Genomic DNA, 16,064 nt, shown 5'->3' on the forward strand with positions numbered 1-16,064 from the left:
GTGGATGACAACGCCTTGAAAAATTTAGGGGCGGTGGGCATTATCCGTCTTGGTGGAGGCAATATTCAAGTGGTATTCGGCACCTACTCCGATATGATCCGGGAAGAAATCGTCAAGTTGACCCGCAAAGAGATTTTACAAATTCCTTTCTATTCTCCCGTTCAAGGGCATATGGTTCCTCTAAAAGAGGTGCCGGACCCTGTGTTTTCCGCTGGGATCGTGGGAAATGGAGTCGCTTTTATCCCCGACCGCGGGGAGGTTGTTTCTCCTGTGGTTGGAACGGTCATGATCGTCTATCCGTCCAAACATGCTATCGGGATAAGGACCAAGGAAGGGCTGGAGGTTTTGCTGCATGTCGGCATTGATACCTCCCGCTTGGAGGGAAAATACTTTGAAACTTTCGTTAAGGAAGGCGACGAGGTTGTGCCTGGTCAAATGCTTATCCGTTTCCAGATCGATAAGGTCAAACAACACAGCAAATCGCTAGCTACGCCGATGGTGATCACCAACTCGGACAAGGTGAAGTCTTGGAGTTTTGCTCCTTTTAAAGCGGTGAAGAAAGGGCAGGCTTCCGTTTTTTCCGTAACCCTTAAAGAGAAAGAAAATTTTGTTTCGCCGGGGGGGACCCACGTATGAGTAATGGCATTGGAGCGGCGCCGGGCATCGCCATCGGCCGGGCCTACGTGCTTCCGGTTTGGGAATGGGAGCTGCCGGAAAAGCCAGGAAAAGAAACCGATCTTGCTTCGGAGATGGACAAGCTGTACAGCAGCATCCGTTTTTCCCGGGAAGAGCTGGAGGAAATCAAAAGCGAAATTCGCGAGCTCATTGGCGAAGAGGAATCCCATATCTTTAATGCGCATCTGGCGATTTTGGATGATCCGGTTTTTCTCAATGAAGTTCAGGATATCATGAAGCGGCAGTTCAAAGCGGCTGAAGTGGCAGTAAAGGAAGCCATTGACAAGTTCGTCGGCATGTTTGATTTGCTCGAAGACGAGTATATGAAGGAGCGAGCAGGGGATATTCGGGATGTTGGCAACCGGCTGCTCAAGCATCTGCTGGGAGATTTTCAGGATGTTGAGACTCCGGTGGAGCATCCTTGTATTTCGGTGGGGAAGGAACTGTCCCCCTCCCAGTTTGCCAACCTGAATCTGGAGAAGACGCTGGGGGTTGTGACTATGCTTGGCGGCACCACCTCTCATGCGGCGATTATGGCGCGGGCAATCGGCATCCCATGCGTGTTGGGCATGGAAGGAAAGCTGAATAAGCCCATTCAAACCGGGGATTTGCTGATTATCGACGGCTCGACGGGAACCGTACTGGTGAATCCCGAAATTGAAGAAGTGGAAGAGTATCAAAATCGGAAAGCTCTTCAGACCGAGGAGAAGGAAATTTTACGAAAAATCGTCACTATCCCCCCAGTTACCGCAGACGGCAAACGCTTGGAGATTCGCGCCAATATCAATTCCGTGAAGGAGCTTACAAACGCCCTGGAGTATGGAGTGGCGGGGGTCGGATTATTCCGTACCGAGTTTTTGTTCATGGAGCGCAGTATCATGCCGACGGAAGAAGAACAGTTCCACATCTATCAAGAAGCCCTCGGTTTATTGAACGGCGAACCCTTGACCATCCGGGCAATGGACATTGGCGGTGACAAGCCGGTCAATTATATTGCACTGCCTCAGGAGGCCAATCCATCCATGGGCTTGCGTGCCATCCGGATTTTGCTGAAGCGGACGGACTTGTTCCGCACGCAGCTGCGGGCGATTTTACGGGCGGGTGCTTATGGCAAGGTGAAAATCCTGCTGCCCATGGTGTCCTCTATCGACGATATTTGGAAAAGCAAGGAAATTATTGCCGACGTGGAACGGGAGCTGGCGGAAGAGGGGATTACCTTCGGACGCAATATTCCTGTTGGCATCATGATCGAACTGCCTGCGGCGGCGGGAGTTGCCGATTTGATGGCGCAAGAAGTGGATTTCATGAGCATTGGCACCAACGATCTCATCCAATATGTCCTTGGTGTCGATCGGATGAACGAGGCGGTAGCGGAGCTTTACGAGCCCTTTCATCCAGCGGTTCTCCGGCTGCTGAATCATGTTGCCCGAGCAGGCTGCAAGGCTGGAATACCCGTTAGCATCTGCGGTGAAATGGCCGGAGATCCTTTGGCCCTGCCGCTATGGATCGGTTTTGGCATTCACGAAGTGAGCATGTCGGTGCAATCTGTGTTACCCTTTAAGAGCAGGCTGCTGGCCACAAATGCGGAACGCTGCAAGGAAATCGCCGAGCAAGTGCTCACCTGCAGGACAAGCGGCGAAGTGCGCAAGCTGTTGACGGCCGCTCTGCCGACTACACTTCCGGCGCCCTTGACAGGCGACTCGAAGGGGGAAATCGCAAATGGAGCTTAAAGGTAAACGGGTACTCGCATTCACGGACGATGAGTTCGAGGATCTGGAAATGTGGTATCCGGTTTTGCGGCTTAGGGAAGCCGGTGCAGAAGTGGTCGTCGCCGGACCAAAGGGGAAAACCAAGTACAAAGGCAAATATGGCGTTTCAATTGAAACGGATACCAGTTTCGACGAAGAAGCGGCAGACGGTTATGACGGGCTGTACGTTCCCGGCGGCTGGGCTCCGGATAAACTGAGACGGTATCCAGCGGTGCTTCGATTAACCCGGGAGATTCATGAGCAAGGCAAGCCGATCGGGCAAATTTGCCACGCCGGCTGGGTGTTGATATCAGCCAAGATCGTGAGCGGATATACCATGACCTCCACACCTGGTATCCGTGACGATCTGGAAAATGCCGGCGCCAAATGGGTGGATGAAGAGGTTGTCGTTGACCGCAATATCGTCTCCGGACGCAGACCTCCGGATTTGCCGGCTTTCATGCGAGAATTCATCCGTTTATTGGCCAAGTGACCGAATGTTTTTATGCCGATTCCATCAACTCCCTCCGTTTTTCGCGGTAAAACCCATAGCGCATCTGCATGAAAATCAGTAAAATGAATGCATCGCGCATATGTTCCGGGAGAGAGTCGGGAGTGGGAGTCATGAATAAGATTTGCATGTGCGGAAAGAAAATGGCCATTCGAATCAACCGTATCATTTACCGTCATAAGGTGGAGATTGAAGGTGTGCCGATTTGGGTATGCCTCGGTTGCGATCGCTACGAGGTTCTCCCATATGTGAAGGAGCAACTGCTGGAACTGGTTGAAGAACTGGGCGAACGGCCAGCCAGGCAAATCCTTGGCTTTGGCGAGCGCAATGAGATAGCCAGACTTATCGCTGCCTATTGCGAGAAAGGCGGAAATCCGAGACAGCTCAAGCTGCTGGTAGAGGAAAGAATCAACGAGCTGTTGGATATGCTGCTCTTGGCCCGGTCGCTGGAGGATACTCCGTGGGAGGAAGACATCGGACGCCGATTGTCTGTGCTAACGGCCTATCCTATTCCGGAGTTGCTTTTCATGCATGGCTAATCTCTTTCCATTCATCATTTTCAATTCAGCTTTCCGATAGTCTGAACCGCACCTGCGGTTCTTTTTTTGCCCTATTTTCCTTCAGGGATGGTGAATATCAGCTTTTCCGCAAGATAAAGGCGCACGTTTGACCTTGATCCATGCTCAATCGTTGCGAATTGCCGTTTTTTATCGTATGATTATCTATAATATGGATCGAACGACAAATAATCAGATAAATGGAGCGAATTAATGTGACGGTGACGATTTACGATGTAGCGCGCGAAGCGGGCGTTTCTATGGCAACAGTCTCTAGGGTTGTCAACAATAACCCCAATGTGAAGCCTCAGACCCGCAAGAAAGTGTTTGAAGCCATCGAACGCCTCGGATATCGGCCCAATGCGGTCGCTCGGGGTTTAGCCAGCAAGAAGACGACAACCGTGGGAGTTGTTATTCCCGATATCTCCAATACTCTCTTTGCGGAAGTTGCCCGGGGAATCGAAGATATCGCAACCATGTACCATTACAATATTATTCTTTGCAACGCCGACAAGAAGAAAGAGAAAGAAATTCGCGTCATTAACGCCCTTTTGGAAAAGCAGGTCGACGGGCTCCTGTTTATGGGCGGCACCGTGACGGAAGAACATCGGGATGCTTTCCGCACCGCTCATGTGCCGATCGTGCTCTGTGCGACGACAGACAATGCCAATGCCCTTCCTGAAGTGGATATCGATCATGAAGGAGCCGCTTTCGATGCTGTTAATGCTCTGATCGCCAAGGGCCACCGCAGCATCGGCATGATCAGCGGTACGCTGGAAGATCCGGCAAACGGGTATGCCCGTTATCAAGGCTACCGCAGAGCGCTGGAGCAGGCCGGAATTCCTTTCCGCGAGGACTTCGTCCGGATCGGCAACTACCGTTACGAATCGGGCATGGAGGCGATGGACTACTTCCTCAAGCTGGCGGACAAGCCTACCGCGATTTTCTCTGGAAACGATGAAATGGCGATCGGAGCGATTCACCGCATTCAGGACGAAGGCTTGCGCGTTCCCGATGATTTCTCCATCATCAGTGTCGATAACAGCCGGATGGCTTCCATGGTGCGTCCGCTGCTCTCTACAGCAGCTCAACCGATGTACGACATCGGTGCGGTATCCATGAGGCTTCTGACCAAGCTGATGAATAAGGAAACCATTGAGCAGAGCAAGTTCATTCTTCCTCATGAAATTATCATGCGTAAATCGGTGGCTCAGCTAAACTGAGCCGCTTTTTTCTACATAAGACATACATGCCGCTGTCGCGGCACCAGCGAATGTATGAAATATCGGCACAGCCGCCTGAAGCTTAACCTACATGAGAAAAGGTTATTTCAGGGCAGCATTTATAAGTTTAGCACGACAAATAGCCTTATTCCGCATCGGTAAACGTCGCCCGTCATCCCAAGGACGGTGTCAACCGTTTATCCTTGGAAAGACCGAGATGTTGCCTGTTAAGAGGAGTTGGACGGATTTGCCCCAGGCGAAGCTTGCGCTAATTGGCGCAATGGATGAAGAAATCGAATATTTTCACGCCAGAATGGAAAATAGCAAGGAAACAGTACACGCAGGCATAACCTATCGCGAAGGACGCTTTTTAAACCGGGATGTCGTCGTCTGCCGCTCCGGTGTTGGCAAGGTCAATGCGGCCGTGTGCACCCAAACGCTGATTGATCGTTTCGGTGTGAAAGCCGTACTTTTTACCGGCGTGGCTGGTGCCCTTGACCCGGAGCTTGCCATCGGCGATATCGTTGTATCCGATGAATGCATGCAGCATGATATGGATGTGACAGCCCTCGGCTATGAAAAAGGGGTCATCCCTTATCAAGAAGTATCCCTATTTCCAGCTGATCCGGCCTTGGTTAATGCGGCTTTTACCATTAGCAAGGAGCTTTACGGAGAAAGTGTGAAGCGCGGTCGTATCTTGTCAGGGGATCAATTCATTGCTGACCGGAATGCGGTTCACCGGCTCCATCAAGAAATGGGTGGAAGCTGCGCGGAGATGGAGGGAGCGGCGGTTGCTCAAGTCTGTCACATGAACGGAATTCCTTATGTCGTGATCCGCTCCATGTCGGATAAAGCAGACGGCTCGGCGCACATCAATTTTCCCGAGTTTTGCCGATCAGCGGCGGAGAAAGCTTGCACCATCGTAACGGAAATGGTTAAGATTTTGGATTAATCTCTGTAAATTTTTAAACCCGGCTATCCTCTTCAGGATGCCGGGTTTCTTCATAAGAAGGGCATTATTCAGGTAGGTAAATAGATCATAGCTAATTCGGTGATGACCTTGTTGCGCAGGGTGATTTCTTTACGCCGCGGCATCGGTTCCCATTCATCTGCGGGATCCAGCCAGTAGAGGGGCAGGGGAACCGGGCTCTCGCGCCGCCAGCGCTCCAGCCATGTTTCGGGAAGGCGGGTGCGGGGGTCGCTTCGCAGCAGATCGGGCAAAGGATGACGGATCATCTCCAGCCACAATAAGCTCCAAGCTCGGGGCACGACTCTCCAGATATCATAGCCCCCGCCGCCTAAAGCGATCCAGCGACCTCCGCACCAGCGATCCGCCGCCTCGCGAATAATCCGCGGGATGTGCAAATAAATATTCATACTGCAATGGATGTGAGCAAGAGGGTCAAAAGCGTGGGCATCGCAGCCGTGTTGGGAGACGATAACATCGGGTTTAAACGCCGATAGGACGCGTTCAAAAACTTCCGTGAAGCTTGCGAGCCAGGATTCGTCTTCCGTGTAGGGCTCCAAAGGAAGGTTTATGGACCAGCCGAAGCCCTGATGATCCCCCCGCTCCTGAACGCCCCCGGTTCCGGGAAAGAGGTAACGACCGGTTTCGTGAATGGAGAAGGTACAGACATCGGAGTCCGTATAAAAGGACCACTGCACCCCGTCTCCGTGATGGACATCCGTATCTACGTAGAGAACCCGCGCTTTGTAGGTTTTACGTATGGCCGCGATGGCGATCGAGGCGTCGTTGTACACGCAGAAGCCTGCTCCCTTATTTGGCATGGCATGATGCAGCCCGCCAGCCAAGTGCAAGGCGCGCTTTGTTTTTCCTTGCATCACGGCATGAGCCGCGATCAACGATCCACCGACGACGTAGGAGGTTATTTCATGCATGCCGGGGAAAAAGGGAGTGTCGTCGGTATGCAGCCCGAATTTATCCGCCAACTCATAATCAGGCGACTGTTCTGATGAGCGGCTCAGTTTTTTTACGGCATCGATATATTCACGGGTGTGATTGAGCAGGAGTTCCTCTTCGTCGGCTTGCTTTGGCTTCTGAGTATCGGAAGTTGATAGCGCTCCTGTATGGCGGAGTAAATCGGTTGTCAGATCCAATCTTTTCTGATTGAAGGGATGATCGTCATGGAATCGGTATTTCATTTCATTCGGATCATAAATAAACAGGCTGGCGGCTTCCATCCGGCAGATTCACTCCTCCTCCAGGGTCAGTACATGAACCGCTGTTGAAAACGGATGCGGTCAAAAGCTTCCGCCGATTGATGGGCAACGCGTTTGCCTACCCGTGCCATCAGGCAATTAGCGGGATGGGAGCAGATTTCGGGATCATCCGTTGCAAACCAAATCATATCCACGCTTTTCATCAGCTTTTCCATCATCTTGCGGTATTCCCAAACATCAAGGCCGCTCGCTTTCAAGTCCCAGTGCCAATAATATTCGGTCGTGAACACGATGACGTTCTCCATTTGCTCCCGGGAAAAGGCAAGGGCAAGCATGCGTTTTCCCAACTGCGCTCCCCGGTATCCATTGGCAACTTCAATAGCGCCAAGCTCGATTAAATCTTCCATTTGACCTTGTGACCACCGTTCCAATTCGTCCGGGTAATGGAACGTTACATAGCCGACAATCGTGGCTTCATCCCGGGCGAGGATGATTCGGCCTTCCGGCAAAGAGGCGATTTCCACAAGTGCGGCCAGTTGCTCCCTCGGAGGACGAAAAGCGTCGAGATCAGGGTGCATCTCGTACCCGGAAAGGGAAAGGGGATCGACCGGACCTTCGATAATCAAAGTCGTATCAGGGGTGGAAATCTCTCCGTGTTGATAGATTTTAAGATGCTCCATCCGCTGCTCTCCTTTTCAGTCCATACTCGTTATCTAACTTATAGCAAATTAAAACGGGTTTGAAAAGGATTGTGACAATTTTTTGACGTGTGCTATAATATATTGCGATATAGTGAACTTTTCCATAATGAAAGCGTTTAAATTGGGAGAGGAAGGGAATGTGTATGGAAAATACGAAAACCGAGTCCATTCCAGCCGCAGGTTCGAACTCCAATTTGGGAGATTACGAGGAAGCCCGTTCCCTTTTTTCTTGGGAGACGGTGGAAGCTTCTTTCTCCTGGTATGACAATGACCGCATGAATATGGCGTATGAGGCGATTGATCGGCACGTGGATAACGGAAAAGGCAGCAAGGTGGCTCTGCACTATCTGGACGGTTTGCGGGATGAGTCCTATACCTTCGCCGAAATGAAGCAGCAGTCCAATCGCTTCGGCAACGTCCTGCGGCAATTGGGTGTGGGAAAAGGGGAACGGGTGTTCATATTTATGCCACGATCTCCCGAGCTCTATTTCGCGCTCCTCGGCGCACTCAAGATCGGTGCCGTTGTGGGACCTCTTTTTGAAGCGTTTATGGAAACGGCCGTCAAGGATCGTCTGGCCGACAGCGGCGCCGTAGCGGTGGTGACCACACCGAATCTGGTGCAAAGAGTGCCACGGGATCAGCTTCCGGAGCTGAAACATTTGATTTTGGTAGGAGACGCAGCGGCCGTTACGGATGGGATTACGGATTATCACCAGGCAATGAGCCGATCCTCCGATGATTTGGAAATCGAGTGGATGGGCCGTGAAGACGGCTTGATCATTCATTATACATCAGGATCTACCGGCAAGCCCAAAGGGGTTTTTCATGTTCAAAACGCCATGATCCAGCATAAGTTTACAGGCCAAGTGGTGCTCGATTTAAAAGAAGATGATATCTACTGGTGCACGGCAGATCCGGGATGGGTCACCGGAACGTCATATGGTATATTCGCTCCCTGGTTGAATGGAGTCACTAACATTATCCGCGGCGGCCGATTCAGCCCCAAGGATTGGTACGAGACGATCGAGCGTTTTGGCGTAACCGTATGGTATAGCGCGCCTACGGCATTCCGCATGCTGATGGGGGCAGGAGATGAGGCGGCGGAGCAATTTGATCTGTCCTCCTTGCGCCATGTCTTAAGCGTCGGCGAGCCGCTCAACCCGGAGGTAGTTCGCTGGGGGATGAAAGTCTATGATCGGCGGATTCATGATACATGGTGGATGACGGAAACCGGCGGGCAGTTGATTTGCAATTATCCTTCTATGGAAATCAGACCAGGCTCTATGGGAAAACCGATTCCCGGTGTCGAAGCCGCTATCGTCGATGATAATGGAAACGAGCTTCCTCCTTACCGTATGGGGAATTTGGCCATCCGCACGCCTTGGCCTTCGATGATGCGGGCGATATGGAACAACCCGGCCAAGTATAAAGAATACTTCCGTCTGCCAGGGTGGTATATTTCCGGAGACTCCGCTTACCGGGATGAGGACGGCTACTTCTGGTTTCAAGGCCGCATAGACGACGTGATCAACACGGCTGGAGAACGGGTTGGCCCCTTCGAGGTGGAAAGCAAGCTGGTGGAGCATCCGGCTGTGGCGGAGGCAGGCGTAATTGGCAAGCCCGATCCGTTGCGGGGGGAGATCATTAAAGCCTTTATTTCCTTGCGGGAGGGCTACACGCCGTCAACTGAACTCAAAGAGGAAATCGCCAAATTTGTGAAAGATGGACTGTCCGCACACGCAGCTCCGCGGGAGATCGAATTCAAAGAGAAGCTGCCCAAAACCCGCAGCGGGAAAATCATGCGAAGAGTGCTCAAGGCATGGGAACTGAACTTACCGACCGGTGATTTATCTACCATCGAGGATTAGCATCAGATCTTATCCGATAGGAAAAAGGTAACGGCCGCTTCTCTCATTACTGAGGAAGCGGCCGTTTGAGTGTGGAGAATGATTGGGTTACGGGGTATTTCCGATCTGGATCGGTGCGCTCTTTTCCGATTCTCCCGACGCACTGATTGAAGTCACCCGGTAGTAGCCGGACCCTTGCGGCGTGATGTTCATATACTCGGTTGCGCCTCCGGTCGACCCCACCAGACTATAGCCGGTATTGCGGAACTGGCTGAAGTAGATGCGGTAATCGATCACCTGCTCTTCGACAGGGCGGGCTTGCCAGGTGAGATACAAGGAACCTGCCGCATCTTGCGCCTTCAGCCCATTCGGAGCTCCAGGCAGATTTTCCCCAGGCGGATTTTCACTGGCGTTTGGATTGCTGGTATTATCGGGATTTTCCCCGGGATTCGGTGTGCTTCCCGGATTATCCGTGCCTCCTGGAGCCATTACCATTCCGGTCACTTCGCTGGGAGTTGATTCTCTCCCAGATACGTCGACGGCGGTTACATAGTATGATGTGGCAGCACCGGGGGCCGGGAGCGTTTTAAATACCGTTTCCTGGCCGGCTAAAACGACCGTTGCGGGAACAACGCGATACTCTCCCGGTGAAGACTCTTGGTATAACCGGTACCCGACGACATCGGCATTCGGGCTTGCGGTAAAGGCAATTTGCGCGGCGCCTCCCGTTCCCGTAAGGGAGATGGCTGTTGGTGCGGACGGTGCGACTCCGTCATCCACACGGGGGTCGGCTTCGCTCGGCGCTTCTTCGTCTGCATCTATCGGAACGAACATGCTGAGGGGCTTTCTGTCATCCCCTTTCGCTTTTTTCATCAGTTCCTCGATCTGCTTCATCAATGCGCTGATGGATTGCTCCCGTTTGATGACGACCTTTTCTTGCAGGAAATCCTCAGGTGTGGCAGGATTCGGCATGTAGTTGACGCTGTTATACGTAATGTATTTCATCGAAACCAAGACATCGTCGACATCCTGGGGCAAGTATTTGACGTTGAATAAATCCGTCGTCAGCTTCTTCTCTTGTGTAACCAACTCACTGGGCAACTTGCCGGAAAGACTGGATACCGTAGCTTTTACGATTCCCTTAGGCATGGTGAATTCCTTGGTCTGGAACAGTTCCGGTTTTCTTGTGATGGCGTCATCCATGATCAGCGCCCAAATGTTTTTCGCCCGGCTGACCCCGTCTCCGGCTTTTTTCTTGGTCAGCTTGTATTTCGGCTCTTCGTACCCGGCCCATACACCCACGGTGATGTCAGGGGTATAGCCCTCGAACCAGGCATCGGCGTCATCTTGGGTGGAGCCGGTTTTGCCGACGATGGGAACTTCGCCGTAGTGCTTGAATTTAGTTTTAAGATCCGTCGCTGTGCCATTCGTAATGACGGTACGCATCATGTCCGTCATCAAGTAGGCGGTTTGCTCGGAAAATACTTTTTTCGGGGTGGTTTCATGCTGATACAGAATGTTTCCGTCTGAGCCGACGATTTTTTCCACCATATAAGCATCATTGAAGTTGCCGTTATTGGCGATGGTAGAGTAAGCGTTGGTCAATTCCTCGACGGACACCCCTTGTGTCAAACCGCCGATAACCCCCGTTTGCGCGTTGTCGTCTTGTTTGGTGAGAGAGGTAATGCCCATCTCCCTGGCGTAGCGCCACGCTTCCTGAATGCCTACATCATTGAGGAAAAGCTTGATGGCCGGAATATTGTAGCTTTGGTTCAGTGCGACACGGGCCGTGATCAGGCCGTGGAACTTGTTATCCCAGTTCATCGGGATGTGGAAGCCCTTCTGATAATCCTTCAAAATAATCGGAACGTCGTCGATGACGCCGCCCGGTTGGATTTTACCCATCTCTAAAGCGGGAACATACGCGGCGATGGGCTTCATCGTCGAGCCCGGCTGACGTAAAGCCTGGGTGGCGTGATTGAACTGCTTGGTGTCATAGCCGCGGCCTTCGATCATGCCAAGAATGGCGCCGGATTTGTTGTTGATCATAATCGCGCCGATTTGCTCCGGCCCTTTGGGATTGCCCTCAGGAGTAGGGAAGAAGTTATCGTCATTGGACGAAATCTTGTGCATGCCATCATAGATGCTCTTGTCGATGGTTGTGTATATCTTGTAACCACCGTGGAGGAGCATGTCATGGGCATTTTTCAGCGCTTCGTTGTATTTTTCGGGGTCTTCGTCCTTTTTCAAATTGGGATTGCTTTGAGATAGCAGGATTTCCGCCGCTTTATCCTCTGCCGCCAGCATGAGGAAGGGGTACGTGTTGTACGCTTTCTCAGATGGCTTTGCCAAGTGGCTGCGGATATCGTAAGTAAGAGCCGATTGGTATTCCGCCTCGGTTATGATGTTCTTTTTCAACATTTGATCGAGAACTAGATGCTGCCGGGTGATCGCTTTCTTGATGTTGTCTTCGTCATATTGGCCTTTGCTCGTATAATTAGAAAAATTGCTCGGTTGCTGCGGCAAACCTGCTAAATAAGCGCATTGGGCGATGTTCAGCTTGGTCAGATCGGTGACGTCGAATATTCCTTTGGCAGCTGCTTTGATCCCGTAGGCGTTATACCCGGAGGAGCCGTTGCCGTAAGGCACTTTGTTCAAGTACGCGGTAAGGATTTGGTCCTTTGACATGACCCGTTCCAGACGCATCGCCAGGAAAATCTCTTTGATCTTCCGGGTGATTTCCTTGTCCAGGTTTAAAAACACTCGCCGTGCCAACTGCTGGGTGATCGTGCTGCCGCCGGTTTGCACCGGCTCATTGCGGACCTGTTGGTAGATGGCCCGCGCCGTTCCTTTAAAATCGACGCCGTTGTGATTGCGGAAATTGGAATCCTCGATAGCTAAAACCGCTTCCTGCAATTGCATCGGAATTTCGTCAAGGGTAGCCACGAGCCGATCTTCGTCGGTTCGCATCTGGCCGATTAAGGTATTATCATTAAAATAGACAAAACTCGTTTCTGAGTCCTCTGACATCTTTTCGTTTATCAGTTCGGCGGAGCGAACAGGCTCGTCCTTGACGACTGAAGCGACGTAGCCGAATACAGCGCCGCCGACAAGAAACCCGAGGATGATTCCGCTGATGATCAGCCACTTCAAGCTTTGGAAAAAGACTAGGAACGACATCTTAACCCATCGCTTGCGAAAAGGCGAGAAGATAGCGGAAAGCTTGCTCTTGCTCATGGAAAACCTCCTTCGTAGACACACATGCCGCTGTCAAAAAACCAGCGAATGTGCGGAAAAACGGCGAAGCCGCCTGAAGTTAACCCTTGCTGCCAACAAGGTTAAATCAGCACAGACACACCATATTATAGCACAAAGAAGCTTTTTGGAGGATACCGTTGACTCGGGCTTGCGGGTTGTGATATAACCTTGATTAATATCGATCATAGCAAAAGCTTTGAAGGACCACGGATTATCGTCTTAGTGGGCGATCATTCCACAGTAGGGTGACGTATCTGACCTCAGAGAGCCGGTGGGTGGTGCAAACCGGTGCAGGCGTCATATCCGAAGTACCGTCCGGAGCTGGCATTGGGAACGGACAGAGTCTGGCGCTGCCTGCGCGACCTGTTTCAGTAGCTTTTGCCCGGGGCAATCCCGTTATGAATTGTCGAGTGAAAGCGGAACATGTTAGTCGTTATCCGCTTTAACGAGGGTGGTACCGCGAGCAGAAGAGCCTCTCGTCCCTTGGGATGAAGGCTCTTTTTTACGTTCAGATTCGGTTTGATTTTCCAAAAGAAAGGAGAAAGGCAACATGAACATTTTAGAGGATTTGGAGTACAGAGGATTGGTTTATCAGGTCACCAACCGAGACGAGTTGGAGAAGAAGTTGTTGAATGAGAGGGTCGTTCTCTACGGCGGCTTTGACCCGACTGCGGACAGCTTACACATTGGCAATCTGGTACTGATTTTGACGATGCGCCGTTTTCAACTGGCGGGACATATTCCGTTGGCACTTGTAGGCGGCGGAACCGGCCTCATCGGCGATCCCAGCGGGCGGTCGACGGAGCGTTCCCTGAATTCCGGAGAGATCGTGGTTGAGTGGAGTAACCGCATCAAGGAGCAGCTTTCTCGCTTCCTTGACTTCTCGACAGAGCGAGAGAATCCCGCGGAGATGGTCAATAACTACGACTGGCTGGGCTCTTTGCAGATGATCGATTTCCTGCGGGACGTCGGCAAGAACTTCACCGTCAACTACATGCTGGCCAAAGATTCCGTCGATTCCCGCATCGGTAACGGCATCTCGTTCACCGAATTCAGCTACATGATTCTCCAGTCGTACGATTTCCTGAAGTTGAGCGAAACGAAAAACTGCTCCCTGCAGCTGGGAGGCAGCGACCAATGGGGCAATATCACTGCTGGTCTTGAACTGATCGGTAAGTCGTCCAAAAAGGAAGCTTTCGGGATGACATTTCCGCTCATCACCAAGAGCGACGGCACCAAATTCGGCAAAACCGCCGGCGGATCGGTATGGCTGGACGCGAAAAAGACAACTCCTTACCAGTTTTACCAGTTCTGGGTCAATGCCGACGACCAGGATGTGGTCCGTTTTCTGAAGTGTTTCACCTTCCTGACGCGTGAAGAGATCAGCCGTCTGGAGGAAGAAGTCAAGACACAGCCGGAAAAGCGGGAAGCCCAAAAGACGCTGGCAGCCGAAGTCACCCGTTTGGTTCACGGGGAAGAGGCGTTGCAAAGCGCCATCAACATCACCCAGGCGCTGTTTAGCGGGAATGTTCAGGATCTTTCGAAAGAGGAGATCGAAGAAGCTTTCAAAGACGTCCCGTCCTCTACGCTGGAAGATGAAAGCATCGGTCTCGTTGATCTGCTTGTCGCCGTCGGCGCGGCACCATCGAAGCGCCAAGCCCGTCAAGACGTGGAAAGCGGCGCTGTCACGGTTAACGGCGTCAAAGCAACAAGCCTGGATAGCAAGGGAACCGAGCTTGGCCGCATCGGCGGGTCTTACTTGATCATCCGCCGCGGAAAGAAAAATTACTACCTGGCGCGTTTTGCCGATTAATCTGATAAGACAAACAGGCCGGTCTCCCAACGCATGATGCATGCGGCAGGAGATCGGCCTTTTCTTTTTACCACAAAAGATTCTATAAGTTTAGCACTATAAATAGGCTTTCTCCGCTACGGTAAACGTCGCTAGTCCTTCAAGGACGGCGTCAGCCGTTTATCCTTGCTTTACCCGTTGCTTTTGTTGTACAAAAACTCGCTTACGGCTTCGCTGCGAACAAGCATATAGAAGGCCGTTGCAGCATAGACGACCTGAATGAAGAGGAAGCCGATTGCCCACAACGGAACCTGATCGCTGATGTCTGGCATAAGAATGATGCCTTGAAGAACGTTCAAAGCTAACAAGCCAGCAAACAGATAGCGAACCCACACCACCCCGGCAAAAAGGGAGATGGACAAGACGATATTGATGAGCAACGAGAAAAGGTGAGGCTCGAATATGGACGAGAGGAGGGAAAAAAGTACGTTCAGCACGGCAATGACGATGACGGTCACTTTTCCGCGGAGCATTTGCCGTCTTTGCCGTTCCAGGTAACGCTCGTATTCCTGCTCCCGTTCCTGCTTGCTGATTCCATCCCACCTTCCAAAGTCCGGTGCAATATCCCGAAGAGGAAGGGAGAACTCCGCCGAGAGACCTTTCAGACTGCCTACAAGCGCCTCCGCATCCGCTAGTCTGCCCACATCCACCGTTTCCAGCCGTTGGAGAATCGCTTCTTTTGCGTCAGCGTCCGCTTGCAATTTGAGCTGATAAGCTGCTACCACACCGGCTATGCGCTCGGGGAAGATTAACATCTCCCTGATTTCCTCAATACTGAAAAACAACTTGCGCAGTTCGGCTACCGTCTGCAGTCTGGCAATATCCTGTTCTCCGTAGTCGCGATATTCCCTTCCGTTCATTCGAGTGGTTTTCGGATGAATCAGGTTTTCCTCAACATAAAAACGAATCGTTCTTTCAGTCAGTCCGGTTCGTGTGCATGCTTCTTTGATTTTCATCGCCATTCTCCCCAACGAAAGTGTAAAATCCCTTTGAATCAAGGTTACTTTACATTCTTACGTAAGGGAAGAGTCAAGCATAATCTGCTGATTTCCGAAAAAAGCGGGAGATCAACAAAAAAACCGGACCAGTGTCCGGTTTTGTTTGTGGAGAATAACGAAAACCGGACCAAAGGTCCGGTTTTGATTGTGAAGATTAACGGCTGTAGAATTCGACGATTTGCTTTTCGTCGATCTCTTGGGAGAGTTCGGCACGCTCAGGCAGGCGAACGTATTTGCCTTCCATCGCTTGTTCGTTGAAGTCCAGGTAGCCCGGAATGTGATGACGGCCAGCCAGAGCATCTTTGATGGTTGCCAGGTTGCGGCTTCTTTCGCGCAGTCCGATAACGTCGCCAACACTAACGGTGTAGGAAGCGATGTCGACCTTCTTGCCGTTTACGGTAACGTGACCGTGGGAGACAAGCTGGCGAGAGCCTGCACGGGAGTTGGAGAAGCCGAGACGGTAAACCAGGTTGTCCAAGCGGCTTTCCAGCAGGAACATGAAGTTTTCACCGG

Annotated in this window: 13 protein-coding genes; 8 read left to right on the top strand and 5 right to left on the bottom strand. The window is 51.7% G+C overall.

Annotated elements, in window-relative coordinates; all coding sequences use genetic code 11:
- The 6 genes from TJ79_RS01650 to TJ79_RS01675 form a co-directional block, all read left to right on the top strand.
- On the top strand, positions 1-636 hold a 636-nt coding region (locus tag TJ79_RS01650), incomplete at its 5' end, for a PTS sugar transporter subunit IIAB (protein ID WP_202903263.1).
- On the top strand, positions 633-2,405 hold the full coding sequence (ptsP, locus tag TJ79_RS01655) for a phosphoenolpyruvate--protein phosphotransferase (protein WP_040948551.1): 1,773 nt from the start codon (positions 633-635) through the stop codon (positions 2,403-2,405). The genes TJ79_RS01650 and ptsP, both read left to right, overlap by 4 nt.
- The gene (locus TJ79_RS01660; protein ID WP_040948552.1) at positions 2,395-2,916 is read left to right on the top strand and encodes a type 1 glutamine amidotransferase domain-containing protein; all 522 of its coding nucleotides are present in this window, start codon (positions 2,395-2,397) and stop codon (positions 2,914-2,916) included. Before ptsP ends, TJ79_RS01660 begins: the two co-directional genes overlap by 11 nt.
- 131 nt (positions 2,917-3,047) lie before the next feature.
- Positions 3,048-3,473 (top strand): hypothetical protein, encoded by a 426-nt coding sequence (locus TJ79_RS01665; RefSeq protein WP_040948553.1) that lies wholly within the window; start codon positions 3,048-3,050, stop codon positions 3,471-3,473.
- 218 nt (positions 3,474-3,691) lie between these two features.
- Positions 3,692-4,714: a catabolite control protein A gene (gene ccpA / locus TJ79_RS01670; protein ID WP_238322718.1), complete on the top strand. Its 1,023-nt coding sequence runs from the start codon at positions 3,692-3,694 to the stop codon at positions 4,712-4,714.
- A gap of 217 nt (positions 4,715-4,931) precedes the next feature.
- On the top strand, positions 4,932-5,666 hold the full coding sequence (locus tag TJ79_RS01675; RefSeq protein ID WP_052339169.1) for a 5'-methylthioadenosine/adenosylhomocysteine nucleosidase: 735 nt from the start codon (positions 4,932-4,934) through the stop codon (positions 5,664-5,666).
- 68 nt (positions 5,667-5,734) lie between these two features.
- Here the strand turns inward: TJ79_RS01675 and TJ79_RS01680 are convergent, their stop codons facing one another.
- Both TJ79_RS01680 and TJ79_RS01685 read right to left on the bottom strand, forming a co-directional pair.
- Positions 5,735-6,916 carry an acetoin utilization protein AcuC gene (locus tag TJ79_RS01680; RefSeq protein WP_040948555.1) on the bottom strand — a complete coding sequence of 394 codons (1,182 nt, stop codon included), beginning with the start codon at positions 6,914-6,916 and terminating at the stop codon, positions 5,735-5,737.
- Positions 6,917-6,942: 26 nt separating this feature from the next.
- A complete protein-coding gene (locus TJ79_RS01685; RefSeq protein WP_040948556.1) occupies positions 6,943-7,575 on the bottom strand; it encodes a GNAT family N-acetyltransferase in 633 nt (210 codons plus the stop codon).
- A 164-nt stretch (positions 7,576-7,739) separates the two neighbouring features.
- Between TJ79_RS01685 and acsA the strand changes: the two genes are divergently transcribed.
- On the top strand, positions 7,740-9,464 hold the full coding sequence (gene acsA / locus TJ79_RS01690) for an acetate--CoA ligase (RefSeq protein ID WP_040948557.1): 1,725 nt from the start codon (positions 7,740-7,742) through the stop codon (positions 9,462-9,464).
- Positions 9,465-9,551: 87 nt separating this feature from the next.
- On the opposite strand, the gene TJ79_RS01695 is transcribed toward acsA, so the two are convergent.
- Positions 9,552-12,680: a transglycosylase domain-containing protein gene (locus tag TJ79_RS01695; protein WP_040948558.1), complete on the bottom strand. Its 3,129-nt coding sequence runs from the start codon at positions 12,678-12,680 to the stop codon at positions 9,552-9,554.
- A gap of 571 nt (positions 12,681-13,251) precedes the next feature.
- On the opposite strand from TJ79_RS01695, the gene tyrS reads away from it, so the two are divergent.
- Positions 13,252-14,514: a tyrosine--tRNA ligase gene (gene tyrS / locus TJ79_RS01700; protein WP_040948559.1), complete on the top strand. Its 1,263-nt coding sequence runs from the start codon at positions 13,252-13,254 to the stop codon at positions 14,512-14,514.
- Positions 14,515-14,684: 170 nt separating this feature from the next.
- Here tyrS and TJ79_RS25620 read toward each other — a convergent pair whose 3' ends face one another.
- Positions 14,685-15,509 (bottom strand): helix-turn-helix domain-containing protein, encoded by an 825-nt coding sequence (locus TJ79_RS25620; RefSeq protein WP_052339170.1) that lies wholly within the window; start codon positions 15,507-15,509, stop codon positions 14,685-14,687.
- A gap of 196 nt (positions 15,510-15,705) precedes the next feature.
- Positions 15,706-16,064 (bottom strand): 30S ribosomal protein S4 (rpsD, locus tag TJ79_RS01710; RefSeq protein WP_040948562.1); only part of this gene is annotated, 359 nt, incomplete at its 5' end.

Origin of the sequence: Gorillibacterium massiliense (genome assembly GCF_000455485.1) — a bacterium.
In the GTDB taxonomy this organism is placed as follows: domain Bacteria; phylum Bacillota; class Bacilli; order Paenibacillales; family NBRC-103111; genus Gorillibacterium; species Gorillibacterium massiliense.